General features: G+C 63.3%; 17 protein-coding genes. 7 read left to right on the top strand and 10 right to left on the bottom strand.

Annotated elements, in window-relative coordinates:
• The first annotated feature begins 147 nt into the window (after nucleotides 1-147).
• The 3 genes from BLP99_RS25690 (at nucleotide 148) to BLP99_RS25680 (ending at nucleotide 5,903) form a co-directional block, all read left to right on the top strand.
• On the top strand, nucleotides 148-1,716 hold the full coding sequence (locus tag BLP99_RS25690; RefSeq protein ID WP_072390973.1) for a sensor domain-containing diguanylate cyclase: 1,569 nt from the start codon (nucleotides 148-150) through the stop codon (nucleotides 1,714-1,716).
• A gap of 131 nt (nucleotides 1,717-1,847) precedes the next feature.
• The gene (locus BLP99_RS25685; protein WP_072390970.1) at nucleotides 1,848-3,848 is read left to right on the top strand and encodes a peptidase U32 family protein; all 2,001 of its coding nucleotides are present in this window, start codon (nucleotides 1,848-1,850) and stop codon (nucleotides 3,846-3,848) included.
• Nucleotides 3,849-4,163: 315 nt separating this feature from the next.
• The gene (locus BLP99_RS25680) at nucleotides 4,164-5,903 is read left to right on the top strand and encodes a dipeptidase (protein WP_072390967.1); all 1,740 of its coding nucleotides are present in this window, start codon (nucleotides 4,164-4,166) and stop codon (nucleotides 5,901-5,903) included.
• Between the two features lie 143 nt (nucleotides 5,904-6,046).
• Here the strand turns inward: BLP99_RS25680 and BLP99_RS25675 are convergent, their stop codons facing one another.
• Entirely contained in the window at nucleotides 6,047-6,274 is a 228-nt protein-coding gene (locus tag BLP99_RS25675; RefSeq protein WP_072390963.1) for a DUF3079 domain-containing protein, read from the bottom strand.
• A gap of 194 nt (nucleotides 6,275-6,468) precedes the next feature.
• Between BLP99_RS25675 and BLP99_RS25670 the strand changes: the two genes are divergently transcribed.
• From BLP99_RS25670 to BLP99_RS25655, 4 genes are read left to right on the top strand one after another with little or no spacing between them, the layout of a single operon-like run.
• Nucleotides 6,469-6,999, top strand: a complete 531-nt coding sequence (locus BLP99_RS25670) for an iron transporter (protein WP_072390960.1) — start codon at nucleotides 6,469-6,471, stop codon at nucleotides 6,997-6,999.
• A 2-nt stretch (nucleotides 7,000-7,001) separates the two neighbouring features.
• Nucleotides 7,002-7,364, top strand: coding sequence for a cupredoxin domain-containing protein (locus BLP99_RS25665; protein ID WP_072390957.1), 363 nt, complete (start codon nucleotides 7,002-7,004; stop codon nucleotides 7,362-7,364).
• Between the two features lie 21 nt (nucleotides 7,365-7,385).
• On the top strand, nucleotides 7,386-8,240 hold the full coding sequence (locus BLP99_RS25660; RefSeq protein WP_072390954.1) for an FTR1 family iron permease: 855 nt from the start codon (nucleotides 7,386-7,388) through the stop codon (nucleotides 8,238-8,240).
• Nucleotides 8,228-9,595, top strand: coding sequence for a 4Fe-4S binding protein (locus tag BLP99_RS25655; protein ID WP_092182142.1), 1,368 nt, complete (start codon nucleotides 8,228-8,230; stop codon nucleotides 9,593-9,595). The genes BLP99_RS25660 and BLP99_RS25655 overlap by 13 nt, the downstream gene beginning before the upstream one ends.
• 142 nt (nucleotides 9,596-9,737) lie before the next feature.
• On the opposite strand, the gene BLP99_RS25650 is transcribed toward BLP99_RS25655, so the two are convergent.
• From BLP99_RS25650 to narH, 9 genes are all read right to left on the bottom strand, one after another.
• A complete protein-coding gene (locus BLP99_RS25650; protein WP_072390951.1) occupies nucleotides 9,738-11,357 on the bottom strand; it encodes a methyl-accepting chemotaxis protein in 1,620 nt (539 codons plus the stop codon).
• A gap of 102 nt (nucleotides 11,358-11,459) precedes the next feature.
• Nucleotides 11,460-12,155, bottom strand: a complete 696-nt coding sequence (locus tag BLP99_RS25645; RefSeq protein WP_072390948.1) for an anaerobic ribonucleoside-triphosphate reductase activating protein — start codon at nucleotides 12,153-12,155, stop codon at nucleotides 11,460-11,462.
• Nucleotides 12,152-12,313, bottom strand: a complete 162-nt coding sequence (nrdD, locus tag BLP99_RS25640) for an anaerobic ribonucleoside-triphosphate reductase (RefSeq protein ID WP_072390945.1) — start codon at nucleotides 12,311-12,313, stop codon at nucleotides 12,152-12,154. Before nrdD ends, BLP99_RS25645 begins: the two co-directional genes overlap by 4 nt.
• Nucleotides 12,314-12,344: 31 nt before the next feature.
• Entirely contained in the window at nucleotides 12,345-14,360 is a 2,016-nt protein-coding gene (locus BLP99_RS25635; RefSeq protein ID WP_072431138.1) for a ribonucleoside triphosphate reductase, read from the bottom strand.
• A gap of 338 nt (nucleotides 14,361-14,698) precedes the next feature.
• Nucleotides 14,699-15,691 (bottom strand): GTP 3',8-cyclase MoaA, encoded by a 993-nt coding sequence (moaA, locus tag BLP99_RS25630; RefSeq protein ID WP_092182139.1) that lies wholly within the window; start codon nucleotides 15,689-15,691, stop codon nucleotides 14,699-14,701.
• A 25-nt stretch (nucleotides 15,692-15,716) separates the two neighbouring features.
• Nucleotides 15,717-16,670 (bottom strand): peptidylprolyl isomerase, encoded by a 954-nt coding sequence (locus BLP99_RS25625; RefSeq protein ID WP_072390936.1) that lies wholly within the window; start codon nucleotides 16,668-16,670, stop codon nucleotides 15,717-15,719.
• Between the two features lie 10 nt (nucleotides 16,671-16,680).
• Nucleotides 16,681-17,361 carry a respiratory nitrate reductase subunit gamma gene (narI, locus tag BLP99_RS25620; RefSeq protein ID WP_072390933.1) on the bottom strand — a complete coding sequence of 227 codons (681 nt, stop codon included), beginning with the start codon at nucleotides 17,359-17,361 and terminating at the stop codon, nucleotides 16,681-16,683.
• Nucleotides 17,354-18,109: a nitrate reductase molybdenum cofactor assembly chaperone gene (gene narJ / locus BLP99_RS25615; RefSeq protein ID WP_092182136.1), complete on the bottom strand. Its 756-nt coding sequence runs from the start codon at nucleotides 18,107-18,109 to the stop codon at nucleotides 17,354-17,356. Before narJ ends, narI begins: the two co-directional genes overlap by 8 nt.
• A gap of 2 nt (nucleotides 18,110-18,111) precedes the next feature.
• Nucleotides 18,112-19,650 carry a nitrate reductase subunit beta gene (narH, locus tag BLP99_RS25610; RefSeq protein WP_072390927.1) on the bottom strand — a complete coding sequence of 513 codons (1,539 nt, stop codon included), beginning with the start codon at nucleotides 19,648-19,650 and terminating at the stop codon, nucleotides 18,112-18,114.
• Nucleotide 19,651: the final 1 nt, after the last annotated feature.

The following is a 19,651-nucleotide window of genomic DNA, read 5'->3' as shown; positions in this document are numbered from 1 at the left end:
AGGCCCATGTGTCTTTACTCTATCTTTTTTTCGCCCCACGAGTGCCACCACCTGTACCGGCCCTACCGTAGTCAGCTAACGTGCCGGTTTCGGATAAGGTAGGCTGCGCACCGCAAGATGCGCAGAAAAGTCGCCAAAGGATATGTAATGCTCGGACGCAAACAGCCGGAGCCAAAGATAGACAGTACCGACGAGGCCTTTTCCCACCCGGCCGTGAAGGCTGGGGCTGCACTGCGGCTTACGGTCAGTTTCATGCTGGTGGTGGTTGTGGCGTTCCTCAGCGTTGAAGGCTGGCGGACATGGCGTGACTATCGTGCGGCCTTCGCGGCCGCCCGCGACTCGGTGACGAACCTGGCGCGGGCAACGGCGCAACATGCCGAGGACACCATCCGGCAAGTGGATGTGGTGACCGCCGCGCTCAGCGAGCGCGTGGAAGGCGACGGACTCCAGAACATGGACATCCCGCGCATCCACAAACTGTTGGTGCAGCAATCGGCCATCATGCCGCAGCTGCACGGGCTGTTCATCTACGGTCCCGACGGCAGATGGCTGGTCACGGACAAGGCAGCGATACCGGAGGAAGCGAACAATTCGGATCGTGACTATTTCCAGTACCACCGCACCCACAAGGATCGAAACGTGCGCATCGGCCAAGTGATCAGGAGCCGATCGACCAACGATCTGATCATTCCCATCTCCCGCCGCCTGAACAATCCCGATGGCTCCTTCGCCGGGGTGTTGCTGGGCACCGTCAAGGTCAGTTATTTCGTCGATTACTACGGTGATTTCAAGATCGACGACAAGGGCGCCCTGGTCCTGGCCATGCGCAATGGAACCATCCTGGTAAGACGCCCCTTCATCGACTCGGTGGTGGGCAAGAGCCTGGTCAACAGCGTCATCTTCAAGCACTTCCTGCCGAACTCGAACCAGGGCATCGCGCAAGCCAGGGCCGTCGTCGACGACACCGAGCGGCTCTATGGCTACCGAGCCCTGACCACCTACCCATTGGTGGTGGAAGCCGGCCTGTCCCGGGAATCCATCATCGCCCCCTGGCGTCGCGACCTGCTCAAGACCGGTTTCGTGCTGGTATTCCTGATCCTGACCCTGGTCAGTTTCGGCCTGATCGTGCTGAGCCAGTTGCGCTATCGGATGGCCATGGAACAACAGATCCTCGATGCGCACCAGACCATGCGGGCCATGGCCCTGACCGACAGTCTCACCGGGTTGTACAACCGCAGGAAACTGGACATCACCCTGGCCGATGAGCTACGACTGGCCAGGCGCCAGGGTTCTTCGCTGGCGCTGATCATGCTGGACGTGGATTACTTCAAGCGCTTCAACGACAAATACGGACACGCCGCGGGCGATGACTGCCTGCGGGCGATCGCCAGTGCGATCCAGCATGCGGTCAAGCGGCCGAGCGACCTGGCCGTCCGCTATGGCGGTGAAGAGTTCACCGTCCTGCTGCCCAGTACCGACAGCGTGGGTGCCGCCAAGGTCGCCCAGACGATACTGGAATCCATCAGGGCGCTGAACATCGAACACGGCGACCATCCATTGGGAATCGTCACCGCCAGCGCGGGAATCACCAGCTGTCGGCCAGGCACGGACGACGTGACGCCCGCCATGCTGATCAAGGCCGCCGATGCCTTCCTGTATCTGGCCAAGAACACCGGGCGCAACCGCTGGTGCAGCGCCGAACCGGCGCCGCGCTAGCCCTCCGGGTGACGGCCGCGGTACCGCCGTGCATCGGTCCGCGCACACAAATCCAAGTCCACAGGTGCCGGGCAGCCGCCTGACGGCTACAATGCGCGCTTCGACCGTGACCAGCCTGATTAGAAAAACACATGTCCTTGCCCAAGCATCATCTGGAATTGCTCAGCCCTGCCCGCGACGTGACCATCGCCCGCGAGGCCATCCTGCACGGCGCCGACGCCGTGTACATCGGTGGCCCGAGTTTCGGTGCGCGTCATAACGCCTGCAACGAGGTGGGCGATATCGCCCGGCTGGTGGAGTTCGCCCATCGTTACCACGCCCGGGTGTTCACCACCCTCAACACGATCCTGCACGACAACGAACTGGAGCCGGCCCGCCAGCTGATCCATCAGTTGTACGATGCTGGTGTCGACGCGTTGATCGTCCAGGACCTGGGGGTGATGGAACTGGATATTCCGCCGATCGAGCTGCATGCCAGTACCCAGACCGACATCCGTACCCTGGCAAGGGCCAAGTTCCTCGACCAGGCCGGGTTCTCGCAACTGGTACTAGCCCGGGAGTTGAATCTCCAGGAAATCCGCGCCATCGCCGACGAAACCGATGCCGCCATCGAATTTTTCATCCACGGCGCCCTGTGCGTCGCGTTTTCCGGTCAATGCAACATTTCCCACGCCCAGAACGGCCGCAGCGCCAACCGTGGGGACTGTTCCCAGGCCTGCCGCCTGCCCTACACCCTCAAGGATGACCAGGGCCGGGTGGTCGCCTATGAAAAACACCTGCTGTCGATGAAAGACAACAACCAGAGCGCCAACATCCGTGCCCTCGTGGAAGCCGGTGTGCGCTCCTTCAAGATCGAGGGGCGCTACAAGGACGTGGGTTATGTGAAGAACATCACCGCCTACTACCGCCAGCGCCTGGACGATGTCCTCGAAGACCGTCCCGACCTGGCCCGCGCCTCCAGTGGCCGTACCGCGCATTTCTTCGTGCCCGATCCGGACAAGACCTTCCACCGGGGCAGCACCGACTATTTCGTCAGCGAGCGCAAGATCGACATCGGCGCCTTCGATTCGCCGACCTTCACCGGCGTACCGGTGGGCGTGGTGGAAAAGGTCGGCAAGCGCGACCTGCAGGTGGTGACGTTCGACCCGCTGTCCAACGGCGACGGCCTCAACGTGCTGGTCAAGCGGGAAGTGGTGGGCTTCCGGGCCAACATCGCCGAGCCCAGGGGCGAGTTCGAAGAGGACGGCCAGAAGCGCTACCGCTACCGCGTCGAGCCCAACGAGATGCCAGCCGGGATGTACCAGCTACGTCCCAACCACCCGTTGAGCCGCAACCTGGACCACAACTGGCAGCAAGCACTGCTCAAGACTTCGGCCGAACGCCGGGTGGGCCTGTCCTGGGTCGCGCACCTGCGCGAGGAACGCCTGGAACTGGTCGCCACCAGTGAAGAAGGCATCAGTGCCAGCGTCAGCCTCGACGGCCCCTTCGGCCTGGCGAACAAACCGGAACAGGCACTGGAGCAGTTGCACGACCTGCTCGGCCAACTGGGCACCACCGACTATCACGCCACGTCGATCAAGCTGGATGCGCCCCAGGCGTTCTTCATCCCCAACTCGCAGCTCAAGGCGTTGCGGCGCGAAGTCATCGAAGCCCTGACCGCTGCCCGTGTCGCCGCCCATCCACGCGGTGGCCGCAAGGCCGAGACCGACCCGCCGCCAGTGTACCCGGAGTCGCACCTGTCGTTCCTGGCCAACGTCTACAACCAGAAGGCCCGGGATTTCTATCATCGCCATGGGGTCGAGCTGATCGACGCAGCGTTCGAGGCCCACGAGGAGACCGGCGAAGTACCGGTGATGATCACCAAGCATTGCCTGCGGTTTTCGTTCAATCTCTGCCCCAAGCAAGCCAAGGGCGTCACCGGCGTGCGCACCAAGGTTGCGCCGATGCAACTGATACACGGCGACGAGGTGCTCACCCTGAAGTTCGACTGCAAGCCATGCGAGATGCACGTCATCGGCAAGATCAAGGGGCATATCCTAGACCTGCCATTGCCAGGCAGCACGGCGGAGCCGGTGGTCGGCTACATCAGCCCTGAAGACCTGCTCAAGACCATCCCGCGCGCACCGCACTGAGCCACGCCCTGCGCAAGCGAGCGGCTCGCGACGACGGCAACCGGATCAGCCTGGATGCAAGCTGATCCACCGCCATCGCGAGCCTGCTGGCCAGTCGTGGACCCGCTTGGCGTTCCCCGGGTCCTGCATCAGACTCGGATCAGGTGAATACCCGCTCACCCACATCGTTTTTCAAATCTGCGCCGTTTTTGCTTCGCTGTGCGACACAATCCCCTGCAAGACTCCCCCGCCCCTCGCTCGCCTGTTAGGTTGTAAGCGTTTGTGTCACAAAATCAGACACTTGTCTCCCAACCGCCTGCAAAGGAATGCCCAGCAATGGACTTCTCGCTCAAACACCTGGCCGCGGCCACCCTGATGCTGTCCAGCCTCGCCTCGCTGACCACGCCCGCCTTCGCCAACATCACCGCCCAGCAGGGCTCGACCATCGTCAAAACCTTCGCCAGCACGCCGGTCTCCAACTTCAGGCAGTTCCTCGCAGAAGTCGCCAAGAGCGACCTGGCCAAAACGGCCAATCTGGCTCCAGCCATCAGTGCCTTCCAGGGCAACAAACCCCTTTCGGCTGAGCAGCAGAACGAAATCCATCGCCTGCTGGGCCTCTATGCCCGGGTGAAATACGGTGCCGCGGCCACCGAAACCCTGCGCGAGCTGGTGGCCATCCCGACGTACCGCCAGGACGGCGTGGCCCAGCATGAGAATCCCGAGTTCCTCAAGATCGCCGACAAGATCAAGAGCCTGGCCCAGTCTTTCAACCTGAACTTCCGCAACGTCGATAACCGCGTCTACGAAATTACACTCGAAGGCAGCGGCAACGAGGTCGTGGGCATCCATGCCCATGCCGATGTGGTACCCGTGACGCCGCAGAACTGGGTGCTGAAGGACGGCACCCGACTCGACCCGTTCAAAGTCACCCTGGTGGGCGACCGCATGTACGGCCGGGGCACCGAGGACGACAAGAACGGCATCGTCGTGGCGCTCTATGCCATGAAGATCATCAAGGAAGAACAACTGCCGCTGGCGAGAAACTTCAAGCTGCTGGTGGACACCACCGAGGAAACCACCGGCGACGCCATCCCCTACTACTTCGAACGCAACCCCACACCCGACTACAACCTGGCGCTGGATGGCGGCTATCCGGTCGTGATCGCCGAGAAAGGCTATGGCACGGTCATGGCCAAGTTCCCCCGGCGCACCGCAGAGGGCAAGGGCGCCGAAATCACTGGATTGACCGGAGGCCTGGCAACCAACCAGATTCCATCCACTTCGGTGGCCACCTTCGCCAGCGACAGGCCGACCGAGCTGGCCGCCAGCCTGCTCAAGGCCGCAACCGAGTACGCCAGGCGCAATGGCGGCGATTTCGAAGTGGCTACCCAGGTGGCCGGCCCGGATGTCCAGTTGACCTTCACCGGGGTTTCCGCCCACTCCTCCGAACCCGAGTCGGGCGTCAACCCCGTGGCGAGGATGCTGGACTTCATCAACGGCCTCGACGCACAGGTGGCGCTCAAGCACAACCACATCACCGATGCCGCTCGTTACGCCGCCGAAAACTGGGGCCTGGACTACCTGGGCAACAAGCTCGGGATCGGGTTTTCCGACACCTTCATGGGCCCGTTGACCGCCTCCCTGACCTACGTCGGGATGGATGACAAAGCCTTCAAGCTCGCCGTCAACCTGCGGGTGCCGGTCGGCAAGCCTACGGCAGCGCTCAAGACGGAAATCGCTGACAAGCTGGCGGCCTGGAGCAAGAAGTCCGACGTTGCGGTGGCCTTTGACTATTCCATTGACGATCCGATGTACCGCAACCCCGAAGGTGAATGGGTCAAGGCGCTGCTGGCCGTGGCCACCGAGAACCTGGGCATGGAACACAAGTTCGGCACCTCGGCGGGCGCTACGTCGGTCCATGACCTGCCCAACGGCGTGCAATTCGGCCTGGCGATGCCTGACGTCAAGTACACCGGTCATAACGACAACGAGTTCAAGACCGTCGAGCAATTCCTGCTGGACCTGCAGATCGTGACCGAGATGATGGGGCGGATCGGGCAGATGCCGAAGTTGTAGACATCCCTGCTCGGGGGGCCAGTGAGCTTTGCTGGCTCCCAGGGTCTGTACGAAAAGTCTTGAGAGAAAGCTCAGGCGAGGCAGTTTTCAACGCAACATGAACGAGTATCAAGGCCGTTCGTACAGGACCTGACAAGGCTGCTTCATTCCTTCAGATGAGTGGCGCTTGGGTCGATGACCTTGGCGGTGATGTCCACCAGCTCCAGGCCCCAGTCACCTTGCAGGTACCAATCCTCCCCGCTCATCTCCGCCGGGTGCATGGTGCGATCGGCACCGTTGCCGCACGCCAGGGCAGTCGATGCGCAATACCGATCGCACCCCCAGCAGATACGTTCAGGGTGTTTGGGGCTGATGGGAAAGGGTTTGGCCATGTCGATACCGCTGACGGATGGGTGTAGGTGCACCCTATCGCTGTACCGCCAGGGCACATTTGATTTCGATCAAGAACGGGCGATGAACCACGATCTGGCCCGGCGCAATCGCGCTGGAAATTGACAATAATCATTATTATTCGCAGCGAACATTCCTAGACTCGGCCCAACTCCAAGCCGTTCAGGAAATCGTCATGCGCACGCTTGCCCCACTGTCTCTCGCCCTGCTGTTCATCGCACCGCTGTCCCAGGCCAGGGAATACCCCATCGGCGAACCGCAACTGTGCCCAGGACTCGAGGTCGGTGCCGTGTACCTGCAACCGATCGAAATGGCCCCCGCCGGCATGATGCGGGCCACGGCGGATTCCGATGTGCACCTGGAAGCCGACATCCGTGCCACGGCAGACAATCAGCAAGGCTTCCAGGAGGGAAGCTTCGTGCCTTACCTCAACGTCTCGTTCAAGCTGAAGAAACAGGGCAACGACACCGAGCTCAAAGGCGACTTCCACGCCATGGTGGCCAACGACGGACCGCATTACGGCGACAACGTGAAACTGCTCGGCCCCGGTAGATATCAACTGACCTTCACCGTCCTGCCGCCCGGTGGCCATGCCTCCCTGGGCCGTCATACCGACAAGGAAACCGGCGTGGCGCCGTGGTTCGAACGTTGTGAATTGAAGTACGAATTCGTCTATGCCGGCATCGGCAAGAAAGGCGGGTATTGAAGATGAACCGTGCACCCCGCACGCCCCACGCCGCCAGCCATCGCCGCCTGGCGTGGCTGATGCTGGCCGGCCTGGCACTGCCTTCGGCGGCCCATGCGCAATTGCCGACCTACGAGCTGAGCATTCGTGATGGCCACTTCACCCCCGCCCTGCTGGAAGTGCCCGCCGGACAACGTTTCAAGATCGTGCTCAAGAACGTCGGCCAGGGTCCGGCAGAGTTCGAGAGCACGCCCTTGCGGGTGGAAAAGGTCCTGTCGCCGGGCGTCACCACGTTCGTCGTGATCCACCCGCTGCGCCCCGGGCACTATCCGTTCTTCGATGAATTCAATCCGCAACTGCCCGAGGGCGGCATCCTGGCCCGGTAACGGCCAGCAGGAGGCGTTTGCATGACTCAATCGATGTTCATTGTCTGGCGCGAAAGCGTCGAGGCGCTGCTGGTCATCGGGATTCTCCTGGCCTGGGTCGGTCGTCGGCCACAGTCCCGACGACTGTCGCGCTATGTATGGAGCGGAGCCGCGCTGGGCCTGCTGGTGTCGGCGCTCCTGGCCGGCCTGATCCTGCTCGCCGGCGAGGCCATGAGCGGTGCCGCGAACGAGTGGTTCCAAGCCGCCCTGGCGTTGATCGCCAGCCTGCTCATCGTGCAGATGGTGGGCTGGATGCACCGAAACGCCCGGACACTCAAGCAGGACCTGACACGCCACGCCGGTGAGCGCCTGGACCGCCAGGGTGGCCTTGGGCTGTTGGTCCTGGCACTGCTGGCGGTCAGCCGCGAAGGCAGTGAAACCGTGGTCTTCCTGTACGGCGCCGGTGCGAGGTTGCAAGGCACGTCACTGGGCCTGTTCGCCATTGGCGCAGTAGCCGGCCTGGCGCTGGCGCTGCTGACCGTCACCCTGCTGCACGGCAGCCGCCGGTTCATCTCGTGGCCACATTTCTTCGCCATCAGCGAAGCGATCCTGCTGCTGTTGGGGGCCGCGCTGCTGGTCAGCGGCATGGAGCGGATCGCCGGGCAATGGCTCGCCATGGACTGGCCCGAGCCGGTGTATCGCGCCATCGGGGACGCCCTCTGGGACACCGGCGCGGTACTCGACGACGGCCATGGCCTGGGCGGCCTGCTGGCCGACTTCGCCGGCTATCGGGCGAGCCCCAGCATGCTGACCTTGGTCGTATGGCTGGGCTACTGGCTGCTGGTGGCCGGATGGCTGCGGCCGCGCAAGACGCGAAGCCTGCCATGCCCGACCTGAACCCGTGGCTCCAGCGTCTGGGCGATGGCATGCGGCGCCACGGTGCGACCATTCGCGCCGTGCAATGGGGGGTGGTGCTGTTCTATGCCGTGCTGTTGGTGCTGCCCGCCGTGGCGCCATTGCCGGCGAGCCAGGCGCGGCTGTTCGACAATCTCACCCTGCTGGCGCAGTTCCTGTTCTGGGGAATCTGGTGGCCGTTCGTCTTGCTGTCGATCGTACTGTTCGGTCGGCTCTGGTGTGGCGTGTTATGCCCCGAGGGCGCGTTGAGCGAATGGACCAGTCGGTATGGCAAGGGCTTGGGCGTGCCCCGCGGGATGCGCTGGGCCGGCTGGCCCACCCTGGCGTTCTGCCTGACCACGATCTATGGCCAGCTGATCAGCGTCTATGACTACGCCCAGGCGGCACTGCTGATCCTGGGAGGCTCGACCGTCGCGGCCATGGTGGTCGGCCTGCTGTTCGCCCGAGGCAAGCGGGTCTGGTGCCGTTACCTGTGTCCGGTCAGCGGCGTCTTCGCCCTGCTCGCCCGCCTGGCGCCGGTGCATTTTTTTGTGGACGAACAACGCTGGCTGGAGAACTCCGGCCCCCGCCGCCCGCCGCCCAATTGTGCGCCGCTGCTGGATATCCGCCGCCTGCGGGGCGCCGCGGACTGTCACGCCTGCGGTCGTTGCAGCGGCCAGCGCGATGCGGTGCGCTTGATTGCCCGTTCCAGCAGCCAGGAAATCCTGGAGGCGACGCCGGCCACCGTCTCGGCATGGGACGTGCGCCTGCTGCTGTTCGGGGTCATCGGCCTGGCCATGGGCGCCTTTCAATGGACCGTCAGCCCCTGGTTCATCGCCTTGAAGCAAGCGCTGGCACAATGGTTGGTTGCCCACGAGCTGTTCTGGCCGCTGCAGGACAATGCTCCCTGGTGGCTGCTGACCCATTACCCCCAGGCCAATGACAGTTTCAGTTGGCTCGACGGGTTTTGCATCCTCGCTTACCTGGGCACGAGCGCCATGCTGCTGGGCACCTCATTGTTGTTGCTGATGCGCCTGGCGGCGAGATTCGTGGGCGATCCCGCCCAATATTGGCCCTTGGCCATCACCTTGACGCCCCTTGGCGGTGCAGGATTGTTCCTCGGCCTGTCGGCCACCACCGTCAAGCTGTTGCGCTATGAAGGGTTGTTGCTCGAGTGGGTGCAGCCGGCTCGCGCCGGGCTGCTGGTGGCGGCGATCGCCTGGAGCCTCTGGCTGGGTTACCGGCGCCTGGAACAGAGCGCAGCGACACCCCTCCAACGATTGCCCGCCATGGCCTGCCTGGTATCGGCCAGCGGGCTGGTGGGCTATGGCTGGTGGTTACAGTTCTGGGGCTGGTGACACACCGCCCTGTGAAAGCGAACCTGCTTGCGATGACATCGGCACGGCCCCTTTTGCCATAAGCTGACTCACCGCCATTGCGAGCTGGCTCGTCCTCCGGGACCAGGGACATCGCTCGATGTCCCTGGGCATCGCCTGCTGGCTACACCTTGAACCGCGCCACTGTTTCATGCAGCGAACCCGCCATCTGGGCCAGGTCCTGACCGGCCGTGTCGGTGTGACGGGCGCCCAGCAGCACCTGCTCGGACAGATTGCGAATCCCCGTCAGGTTGCGGTCTACCTCCCGGGCCACCAGCGCCTGCTGTTCCGTGGCGCTGGCGATCATCAGGTTGCGCTCGTTGATCTGCGAGATCGAACGGGCGATTTCATCCAGGGCATCGCCCGAGCGCTGGGCCACTTGCAGGGCGCTCTGCACCCGCTCGCTGTTGCTCTGCATGGCACTCACTGCCTGGCCGCTGTCCTGGCGGATGTTGCCGATCATGTCTTCGATTTCCCGGGTCGAATCCTGGGTGCGATGGGCCAGCGCCCGGACCTCGTCGGCCACCACCGCAAAGCCCCTTCCGGCGTCGCCGGCACGGGCCGCCTCGATGGCGGCGTTCAACGCCAGGAGATTGGTCTGTTCGGCGATGCTGCGGATCACGTCCAGCACCGAGCTGATGTCCTCGACCCGTCCCGCCAGTTGCTGGATGCGAGAGGAGGAATCCATCACGCCATCGGCCAATACGCCGATGGACGCAACCGTTTCCTGGACCTGCTCGCGCCCGCGCTGGGCGGTCTGTTCGGAGAGGCGCGACGCCTCGCTGGTGCTCACCGCATTGCGCGCCACTTCATCCACCGCGGCTGTCATCTGGTTCACCGCCGCCGCGGCCTGTTCGATTTCCATACCCTGCAATTGCAAGGTGCTGTTGGTCTGGCTGCTGACGGCACTCAACTCTTCGGACGAGCTGGCCACCCGGTCCACCGAGGCCGCGATATGGCGGACCATGGCGTTGAGATTCTGCTGCATGTCATGCATGTTGCTCATCACGCTGTCATTCGCACCGACGCCCACGGGAACCCGGATCGTCAGGTCGCCCTGGGCGATGAGGTTCAGCACCCGTGCCGCATCATCGGGTTCACCGCCCAGCGGACGGGTCACGCTGCGCGTCACCAGTATCGCGACAGTGCTCACCAGGGCCAGGCACATCAGCACCAGGGCGAGCATGTTGCGTCGTGCATCGCTGTAGCGTTCCTGGGCCAGGCGCTCGCGCTCGGCGAACAGCTTGCCCTGCATCGCCATCAGCCCTTCCAGGCTCTTGTACACCTCCAGCTCCGCCGGGATCACCCCTTGGCGCAGCTGCGTCATCGCCTCGTCCCTTGCGCCCTGGCGGATCAGCGTCTGCACCTGGACGAACGCCGCCACGTAGGCTTCGCGGCGCTTTTTCAGTTCAGCGTATGCGGCCTTGCCTTCGGGCTGGACCAACAGCGGTTCCAGCGTGGCAAAGGCCTGGGTGATGCGTTGCCGGGTGGCATCGATGGACTGTTGGACCTGGGCGTTGTCCTTGTCGATCAACAGGTCCCGGGTGTTGCGGGCGTTATCGCGCACGCCCGTGGCAATCACCATGATCGGATCGATCCTGGGCCAGTCCTGGCGGACAATCTGCTCGGCCTGGTCACGCAGTGTCGCCAGGTCGTGCAAGGCGTAGAACGCCAGGGCGATCAACGCCAGGGGCGCGATGGCAAAGCCGATGACGATACGTTGGGCAGTGGTGAGTCTGGTCATATCAAATGCTCCCTGTTCAACTACCTGCCATCCGGCAGCGCATTTGAAAACCTTGAGAAAATGCCCGGTCAGGCCGGGCCGATGAGCCTCAGCGTGGCAGTGTCAACTGCGCAACACGAACGAGGGGAACAACTCGCGAAGGGCTCCCCACAGCTCGGGCTGCAAGGCTTGTGCCGAAACGCTGGAAAGATGGGGGTCGAGCATTCGGGCGGTGCGCACCAGTTGCACGGCGAAACGCTTGACGCCCTGCTCGCTCAGGCGCCGGGCCAGGGTCAACAGTCGATCGGGATCGAACAGGTGCCAATGCACGGTGGTGCGGCATTCGTAATCCACGCCACTGGCCAGCAAGTGGTCGAGGCTGCGCCAGTTGGCGGCACCGCTTCCCTCGACCCGGGTGACATCCAGCGCGTCCTCGGGCAGGGCCTTGATGTCGAAACCCACCCAGTCGGCCAGGCCCACCACCTTGGCGAAAGCCGCCGGCTTGATACCGGCGCTGTGCAGGCCGACGCGAAACCCCATCTGCCGCACTTCTTCCATGGCCAGGGCCAGGCCGTCCTGCAGAGTCGGCTCGCCACCGCTGAAGACCACGGCATCGAGCAGGTCCTGGCGACGCTGCAGGAATGCCAGTACCCGGCACCAGTCCACCTCCTCGCTGCCGCGCGGGGGGATCAGTTGCGGGTTATGGCAATAGCGACAACGCCAGGCACACCCCTGGCAGAACAGGACGCAAGCCAGTTGGCCCGGATAATCGAGGGTGGTCAGGGGCACCATGCCCCCGACCCGCAGCACTCGACTCATGGACGCCCGGCCGCGCTTTCGGTGAAGTGCACCCGCTCGCGGTGCTCGGACTGTTTGCCTGGGTTGAACGCCGCCACCGGGCGGTGATAGCCCATCACTCGGGTCCAGACTTCGCAGCGTTGGCGCTGTGCCTGTGGAACGGTCTGTGATGCAGTCATGGATGTAGCTCCTTGCGGTCGATGGATCGGATCAGTGAACGCTGCCCTGGCGCTGTTGTTGCAGCAGCAAGGCCTCGTCGCATTTGGGGCAGAACTCGTGTTCGCCCGCCAGGTAGCCGTGCACCGGGCAGATGGAGAACGTCGGCGTGACGGTCAGGTACGGCAGCCGGAATCGCCCCAGGGCCTTGCGCACCAGTTGCTTGCAGGCCTGGGCGGAAGAAATCTGTTCGGCCATGTACAGGTGCAGCACGGTGCCGCCGGTGTACTTGCATTGCAGTTCGTCCTGCAGCTCCAGGGCTTCGAACGGATCGTCGGTGAAGCCCACCGGCAGTTGCGAGGAGTTGGTGTAGTAAGGCGCGACCGGACTGCCGGCCTGCAGGATGCCGGGGTAGCGCTTGAGGTCTTCCTTGGCGAAACGGTAGGTGGTGCCTTCGGCGGGCGTGGCCTCCAGGTTGTAGAGGTGGCCGGTTTCCTCCTGGAAACGCAGCAGCGTGGCCCGTACGTGATCCAGCAGCCTGAGCGCGAAAGCCCGGCCCTGCTCGGTGTGCAGGCCCTGCTGGTCATCGGTGAAGTTGCGCAGCATTTCGTGCAGGCCATTCACCCCGATGGTGGAGAAATGATTGCGCAAGGTGCCCAGGTAGCGCTTGGTGTAGGGATACAAACCGGCATCCATGTGATGCTGGATGACCTTGCGCTTGACCTCCAGGCTCTCCTTGGCCAGTTCCATCAAGGTATCGAGGCGTTGCAGCAACGCACTGGTGTTGCCCTTGTAGAGGTAGCCCAGGCGCGCGCAATTGATCGTCACCACGCCAAGGGAACCGGTCTGCTCCGCCGAGCCGAACAGGCCGCCGCCGCGCTTGAGCAGTTCGCGCACATCCAGTTGCAGGCGGCAGCACATCGACCGCACCTGGTTGGGTTGCATGTCCGAATTGAGGAAGTTCTGGAAATACGGCAAGCCGTAGCGGGCGGTCATTTCGAACAGTCTGTCGGCGTTCTCGCTATCCCACGGGAAGTCATGGGTGATGTTGTAGGTGGGAATCGGGAAAGTGAACACCCGTCCTTTCGCGTCGCCGGCCTGCATCACTTCGATGTAGGCCCGGTTGAGCAGGTCCATTTCCTGTTGCAGGTCGCCATAGGCGAACGGCATTTCCTCACCGCCGATCACCGGGATCTGCTCGCGCAGGTCCTGCGGGCAGACCCAGTCGAACGTGAGGTTGGTGAACGGCGTCTGTGTGCCCCAGCGCGACGGGACGTTGAGGTTGTAGATGAACTCTTGCAACGCCTGGCGGACCTCGTCGTAGCCGAGCCTGTCCTTGCGCACATAAGGCGCCAGGTACGTGTCGAAGGAACTGAAGGCCTGGGCCCCGGCCCATTCGTTCTGCAAGGTCCCGAGGAAATTCACCATCTGCCCCAGGGCACTGCTCAGATGCCTGGGAGGCCCGGCCTCGACCCGTCCCGGCACACCGTTGAGGCCTTCATGCAACAACGTGCGCAAGGACCAGCCGGCACAGTAGCCGGCGAGCATGTCCAGGTCGTGGATATGCAGGTCGGCCTCGCGGTGGGCCTCGCCGATGGCCTGGCTGTAGACCTCGTCGAGCCAGTAGTTGGCGGTGACCTTGCCCGATACGTTGAGGATCAGCCCGCCGAGGGAGTAACCCTGGTTGGCGTTGGCCTGCACACGCCAGTCCTCGCGGTCCAGGTATTCGTTCATCGAGGTGGCGACTTCCACCAGGGTGCGACGATCCCGACGCAGGCGTCCGTGTTGTTCGCGATAGACGATGTAGGCGCGCATGGACAGGAAATACCCGGCGTCCATCAGAACGCGTTCGACACGGTCCTGGATCTGCTCGACGTTCAACCGTGTCTGTCCTTCCAACCGGGCCAGCACCGCCTGCAGCAGCCCCTCGGCCTCGGCCTCGGCATATTCGCCCGTGGCCTTGCCGGCGGCGATCAGCGCCTGGCGGATCTTGTCCGCGTCAAAGGCAACCACGCTGCCATCGCGCTTGTGCAAGCGGTTACAGCCCACAGCGATCAACATACTTTGCATTTTGGCTCCAGACACTACATATAGGATTTTTTCTTTATAAAAACACAATATGCAGTAGATTACGGCCAAACGATCGAGTTGCAATTGATCGATATCAAGAATCCGGGGCGACTATCCATCAGGCTTGAAAGGTCATTTTGGCAGCCCCCTTATCCCTGTGGGAGCGCGCTTGCTCGCGATAGCGGTGGGTCAGTTGAGATCGATGTTCAATGGGCCGCCGTCATCGCGAGCAAACTCGCTCCCACAATTGGATCGGGGTACGACCGTGAGACCAAGAACAGGCCTGCTGCGCCCCCCAGCGGGAGCAAGCTCCCGCGCCACGGGGTTTGTGCAGGCCCTTAGCCTCCAGTCATGTTCATGAACCGTACGATCTGCACTTCTGCACCGGGGTTGAAATCATGCCGCAATGGCTTGCCGCGCAACGCCTGTCGCACCGCCTGGATGACCGGTTGGTCGTCCAGCGGATACCGGCGCAGCAAGCCGCGCAGGTCCAGGGAGTTTTCCTGTCCCAGACACAACAGCAAGCGCCCTTCGACGGTCATGCGCACCCGGTTGCAACTGGCGCAGAAGTTGTGGGTGTTGGGGGAAATGAAACCGATCCGGGTGTCCGGATGCTGTTCCAAACGCACATAACGCGCCGGGCCGCCGCTGTTTTCGGTGCTGTCCAGCAGCCGGTGATGGCGAGCGATCTCGGCCCGGACCTCATCGCTGGAACAGAACGACTCGCCCCGGGAACGCCCGACCTCCCCCAACGGCATTTCTTCGATGAAGCTGATATCGATGTGTTGGTCGATGGCGTACTGCGCCAACGCAGGGACTTCATCGAAGTTGCGGCCTTTCATGACCACGCAGTTGAGCTTGATCCGCTCAAACCCGCCGACCTTCGCCGCTTCAATCCCTGCCAGCACTTGATCGAGGTTGCCGTTACGGGTGATCGCCCGAAAACGCTCACCGTCGAGGCTGTCGAGGCTGATGTTCAGGCGCTTGACTCCGGCCTCCACCAACGGCCGGGCCAGTCGCGCCAGTTGCGAGCCATTGCTGGTCATCACCAACTCCCGCAGGCCGGGCAGTGCGGCGATGTCGCGACACAAGCCGACGATGCCGGGACGGATCAGCGGCTCGCCGCCGGTCAGGCGGATTTTCTTCACCCCCAGCCCGACGAACAAGCGCGCCAGCCGATGTATCTCTTCCAGCGTCAGTACCTGCTGGCGCGGCAGGAAGGTCATGTTTTTCGCCATGCAGTACACACAGCGAAAATCACAACGATCAGTCACCGACATCCGCAGATAATCGATCTGGCGCCCAAATCCGTCCTGCAACACGGCGTTCATGGATACCCCCTGGTTGGCCCGGTGTTCACTGCACCAACGGCGAGTCGGCGCCCTGGAGATGGATGCCACGGATGTCCGCCGCACCGACCAGGGTCTGCAGGTACTGCACCAGCGCCTTTTGCCACACGCCCTGCTCCAGCTGGGTGCGGATGGCGGTCGCCACGGCTTCGTAAGGCAGCGGCTGGCCTTCGATGCGCTGGTCGATGCTGATCACGTGCCAGCCATAGCGACTTTCCAGCGGCTTGCCTGCCAGGCCCGCCGGCAGCGTGAACAACTGACGCTCCAACTCGGGCACGGTCTGACCCTTGCTGATCTGCCCCAACGACCCGCCCTGCTCCTTGGACGGGCACGCCGAATACTTCAGCGCCAACTCGGCGAAGCTGCCGGGAAACTGGTCCAGCCGCTGGAGCAGCAACTCGGCCTGGGCATGGGCCAGGCTGCGGGCCTCGGCGTCATCCGGCGCGCATTCGAGCAGGATGTGTCGCACCGCCAGCAACGGCGCGCTGTGGAAACGCGCCCGGTTGCTTTCGTAGTAATGCCGGCAGGTGGCCTCGTCACATTGCGGCACCTGCACCTCACGTTCGAGCAACAGCCGCGTGGCTGCCTCTTCTTCGTTTTCACCGGCAGCGACCTGCAACGCCAGGCCCAGCTCGGCGATGCGCTGCTGGAGCAATTGGCGAATCACCAGGGCCCGTGCCGCCTGGTAGACCGCCTCCTCGCGACTGTCAGCCGGGTGATATTGCAGCTCCTGGGCCATCGCCTGCGGGGTGATGGACACCCCGTTGACGCTGATGATCGGCCATTGCTGTTCACTGCTGGCAATCAACTGCGGCGCTTCATCTACCGCCACCGGCCCAGCCTGGGCCGGCTCGAACTGCGCCGCCCCGACGGGGTCCACATCGACCACCGGCGGCACTTTTGCCGAGGAGCCGCAACCACCGCTACCGCTACCACCGCCACATCCGCATCCACTGGCCATGATCTTCTCCTCAGAACTTCTGCCGAACGATTTGATAACGACGTCCCAGGTACCAGACCGGCGCACTGACGATGTGGACCAGACGGGTGAACGGAAACAGCACGAACAGGGTCAGGCCCAACAGCACATGGAGCTTGTAGACCAGGCCCACCGGTGCCATGGCGGTGGCCGCCTCCACCGGACGCAGCAGCACGGTGTTCTGGGCCCAGTCGGCCAGCATCACCATCACCGAGCCGTCCATATGGGCAGTGGACGCCACGATGGTCATCAAGCCCAATACCAGTTGCACCAGCAGCACCACCAACACCAGGATGTCCGAAGTGTTGGACGTGGCACGCACGCGCGGGTCGGTCAAGCGGCGGTTGAGCAGCATCAGCAGGCCGATCAGCCCCAGCACGCCGAAGAAACCGCCGGAAACCATCGCCAGCAACTGCTTGTTCTCGGTGCTCAACACATGGTGGTAGATCGCCGAGGGCGTCAGCAGACCAACGAAGTGGCCGGCCAGCACGAACAGCACGCCAATGTGGAACAGGTTGCTCGCCACGCGCATGCCGCGGTTGCTCAGCATCTGGCTGGAGCCGGCCTTCCAGGTGTACTGGGACAGGTCGAACCGTGCCCAACTGCCGATCAGGCAGACCGCCAGGGCCACATAGGGATAGACCCCGAACAGCAACAGATCCCATTTAGACATTGCCCACCTCCCCGGCTGGCGCTGCGGCCCGCCCTTCATGCTGAAAATCCACCCAGTGCAACGGCACCGGACCTTCTTCCCGGATCTTGCCCGGCGCGCTCGGCAGCGAACTGCAACGCTCCTGCTGCTCGGCCTTCATGAAATCCACCGCCTCTTCTTCCCAGACCCTGTCCAGGGCTTCGAGGGAGTCGTCCCGTGGCTCGGCTTTCACCTGCTCTGCCAGCCCGGCGACCGCCGTCTGGGGTTCGGCCCCGGCAATCTGCAACAGGGCCCGGAAACAGCTGGCGTAGGCGCTTTCCCGCTCGTCCAGGCGCGCCGCCAGCAAGGCCAGCAAGTGCGCCACGTCCGCCAACCCTTCACGGGCCTCGATGTCTTCGCGGGTGGACAGAAACTCCAGGTACAGGGGGATGTAGTCGGGCAGCTCCTTGACGCCGATGGCGAAGCCGGCTTCTTCGTACTGGGCCATCATGTCCACCATGGCCTGGCCGCGGTCGCGGGACTCACCGTGGACATGTTCGAACAACAGCAGCGACAGCGAACGGCCGCGACCGAACAGCGCCCCGTAGTGTTCCTGGCCGTCCATCAGATCCTGGCTGCAGATCAGCTCCAGCAGCTCGAACAGCCCGGCACGCTGGGCGGGACTGATTTCCCGGGCCTGGAGAATCGCCTGTTCGAGTTCGTCATGGGCGGCCACCAGGGTTTCGGTCGGGTAGTCGAGGAGCAGCGAAATCACCTTGAGAATGCGCATGTTCATTCCTCCCACAACTGCACGGTCTTGATCACATCCCGGCGGTTGGCCTTCTTGCCGCCGAACATGTTGGTATCGGAACTGCCGCTGCAACCGCTGCCGAAGCTGAAGCCGCAACCGGAGCGCTCGGCGAATGCGTCGCTCATGGCGTCTTCGCGGTGGGCGCTGGGCACGACGAAACGATCCTCGTAGTTGGCGATGGCCAGGTAGCGGTACATCTCCTCCACCTGGTTCACGCTCAGGCCGACGTCGGCCAGCACTTGCAGGTCCTGTACGCCATCGACCTGCTGGGAACGCTTGTAGGCGCGCATTGCCAGCAGGCGCTTGAGGGCATGCCTGACCGGCTTTTCGTCACCGGCGGTGAGCATGTTGGCCAGGTAACGCAATGGGATGCGCAGGCTGTCGACGTCCGGGATCACCCCGTTCATGCCCACGGTACCGGCGGCCGCAGCGTTCTGGATCGGCGACAGTGGCGGCACGTACCAGACCATCGGCAAGGTGCGGTATTCCGGGTGCAGCGGGAGCGCGAGCTTCCAGTCCACGGCCATCTTGTAGACCGGCGAACGCTGGGCCGAGTCGATCACCGACTGCGGCACACCATCGGCCAGGGCCTGGCGGATCACCGCCGGGTCGTTGGGGTCGAGGAAAATCTCCAGTTGCTTCTCGTACAGGTCCTTCTCATCGGCGGTGCTTGCCACTTCGCTGATGCGGTCGGCGTCGTACAGCAGCACGCCGAGGTAACGGATCCGGCCGACGCAGGTTTCGGCGCACACCGTCGGCATCCCCGCCTCGATGCGCGGGTAGCAGAAGATGCATTTTTCCGACTTGCCGCTCTTCCAGTTGAAGTAGATCTTCTTGTAAGGGCAGCCGCTGATGCACATGCGCCAGCCGCGGCACTTCTCCTGGTCGATCAGGACGATGCCGTCTTCCTCGCGCTTGTAGATCGCCCCGCTCGGGCAGGATGCCGCGCACGCCGGGTTCAGGCAGTGCTCGCACAGGCGCGGCAAGTACATCATGAAGGTGTTTTCGTACTCGCCGTAGATGTCCGCCTGGACCTTGTCGAAGTTCTTGTCCTTGCGCCGCTTGGCGAATTCGGTACCGAGGATCTCCTCCCAGTTCGGGCCCCACTCGATCTTTTCCATGCGCTTGCCGGACACCACCGAACGCGGCCGTGCGGTGGGTTGATGTTCGCCCAGTGGCGCGGTGTGCAGGTGCTGGTAGTCGAAATCGAACGGCTCGTAGTAATCGTCCAGGCTGGGCAGGTCCGGGTTGGCGAAGATGTTCGCCAGCACACGGAACTTGCCGCCGATGCGCGGGTTGATCGAACCGTCGGCGTTGCGGACCCAGCCGCCCTTCCACTTGTCCTGGTTCTCCCATTCCTTCGGGTAGCCGATGCCCGGCTTGGACTCGACGTTGTTGAACCAGGCGTATTCCATCCCTTCGCGGCTGGTCCAGACGTTCTTGCAGGTGATGGAGCAAGTGTGACAGCCGATGCATTTGTCCAGGTTCAGGACCATGCCGATTTGTGAGCGAATCTTCATC

It is taken from the genome of Pseudomonas sp. NFACC32-1 (assembly GCF_900101215.1).
In the GTDB taxonomy this organism is placed as follows: Bacteria; Pseudomonadota; Gammaproteobacteria; order Pseudomonadales; family Pseudomonadaceae; genus Aquipseudomonas.
The sequence above is the reverse complement of the archived record's forward strand: the minus strand, read 5'-3'. Positions and strand labels throughout refer to the sequence as shown.

Excerpts from the sequence above, each read along its gene's own strand:
- BLP99_RS25690 (WP_072390973.1), top strand. The coding sequence starts at position 148 with ATGCTCGGACGCAAACAGCCGGAGCCAAAGATAGACAGTACCGACGAG.
- BLP99_RS25685 (WP_072390970.1), top strand. The coding sequence starts at position 1,848 with ATGTCCTTGCCCAAGCATCATCTGGAATTGCTCAGCCCTGCCCGCGAC.
- BLP99_RS25680 (WP_072390967.1), top strand. The coding sequence starts at position 4,164 with ATGGACTTCTCGCTCAAACACCTGGCCGCGGCCACCCTGATGCTGTCC.
- BLP99_RS25675 (WP_072390963.1), bottom strand. The coding sequence starts at position 6,274 with ATGGCCAAACCCTTTCCCATCAGCCCCAAACACCCTGAACGTATCTGC.
- BLP99_RS25670 (WP_072390960.1), top strand. The coding sequence starts at position 6,469 with ATGCGCACGCTTGCCCCACTGTCTCTCGCCCTGCTGTTCATCGCACCG.
- BLP99_RS25665 (WP_072390957.1), top strand. The coding sequence starts at position 7,002 with ATGAACCGTGCACCCCGCACGCCCCACGCCGCCAGCCATCGCCGCCTG.
- BLP99_RS25660 (WP_072390954.1), top strand. The coding sequence starts at position 7,386 with ATGACTCAATCGATGTTCATTGTCTGGCGCGAAAGCGTCGAGGCGCTG.
- BLP99_RS25655 (WP_092182142.1), top strand. The coding sequence starts at position 8,228 with ATGCCCGACCTGAACCCGTGGCTCCAGCGTCTGGGCGATGGCATGCGG.
- BLP99_RS25650 (WP_072390951.1), bottom strand. The coding sequence starts at position 11,357 with ATGACCAGACTCACCACTGCCCAACGTATCGTCATCGGCTTTGCCATC.
- BLP99_RS25645 (WP_072390948.1), bottom strand. The coding sequence starts at position 12,155 with ATGAGTCGAGTGCTGCGGGTCGGGGGCATGGTGCCCCTGACCACCCTC.
- nrdD (WP_072390945.1), bottom strand. The coding sequence starts at position 12,313 with ATGACTGCATCACAGACCGTTCCACAGGCACAGCGCCAACGCTGCGAA.
- BLP99_RS25635 (WP_072431138.1), bottom strand. The coding sequence starts at position 14,360 with ATGCAAAGTATGTTGATCGCTGTGGGCTGTAACCGCTTGCACAAGCGC.
- moaA (WP_092182139.1), bottom strand. The coding sequence starts at position 15,691 with ATGAACGCCGTGTTGCAGGACGGATTTGGGCGCCAGATCGATTATCTG.
- BLP99_RS25625 (WP_072390936.1), bottom strand. The coding sequence starts at position 16,670 with ATGGCCAGTGGATGCGGATGTGGCGGTGGTAGCGGTAGCGGTGGTTGC.
- narI (WP_072390933.1), bottom strand. The coding sequence starts at position 17,361 with ATGTCTAAATGGGATCTGTTGCTGTTCGGGGTCTATCCCTATGTGGCC.
- narJ (WP_092182136.1), bottom strand. The coding sequence starts at position 18,109 with ATGCGCATTCTCAAGGTGATTTCGCTGCTCCTCGACTACCCGACCGAA.
- narH (WP_072390927.1), bottom strand. The coding sequence starts at position 19,650 with ATGAAGATTCGCTCACAAATCGGCATGGTCCTGAACCTGGACAAATGC.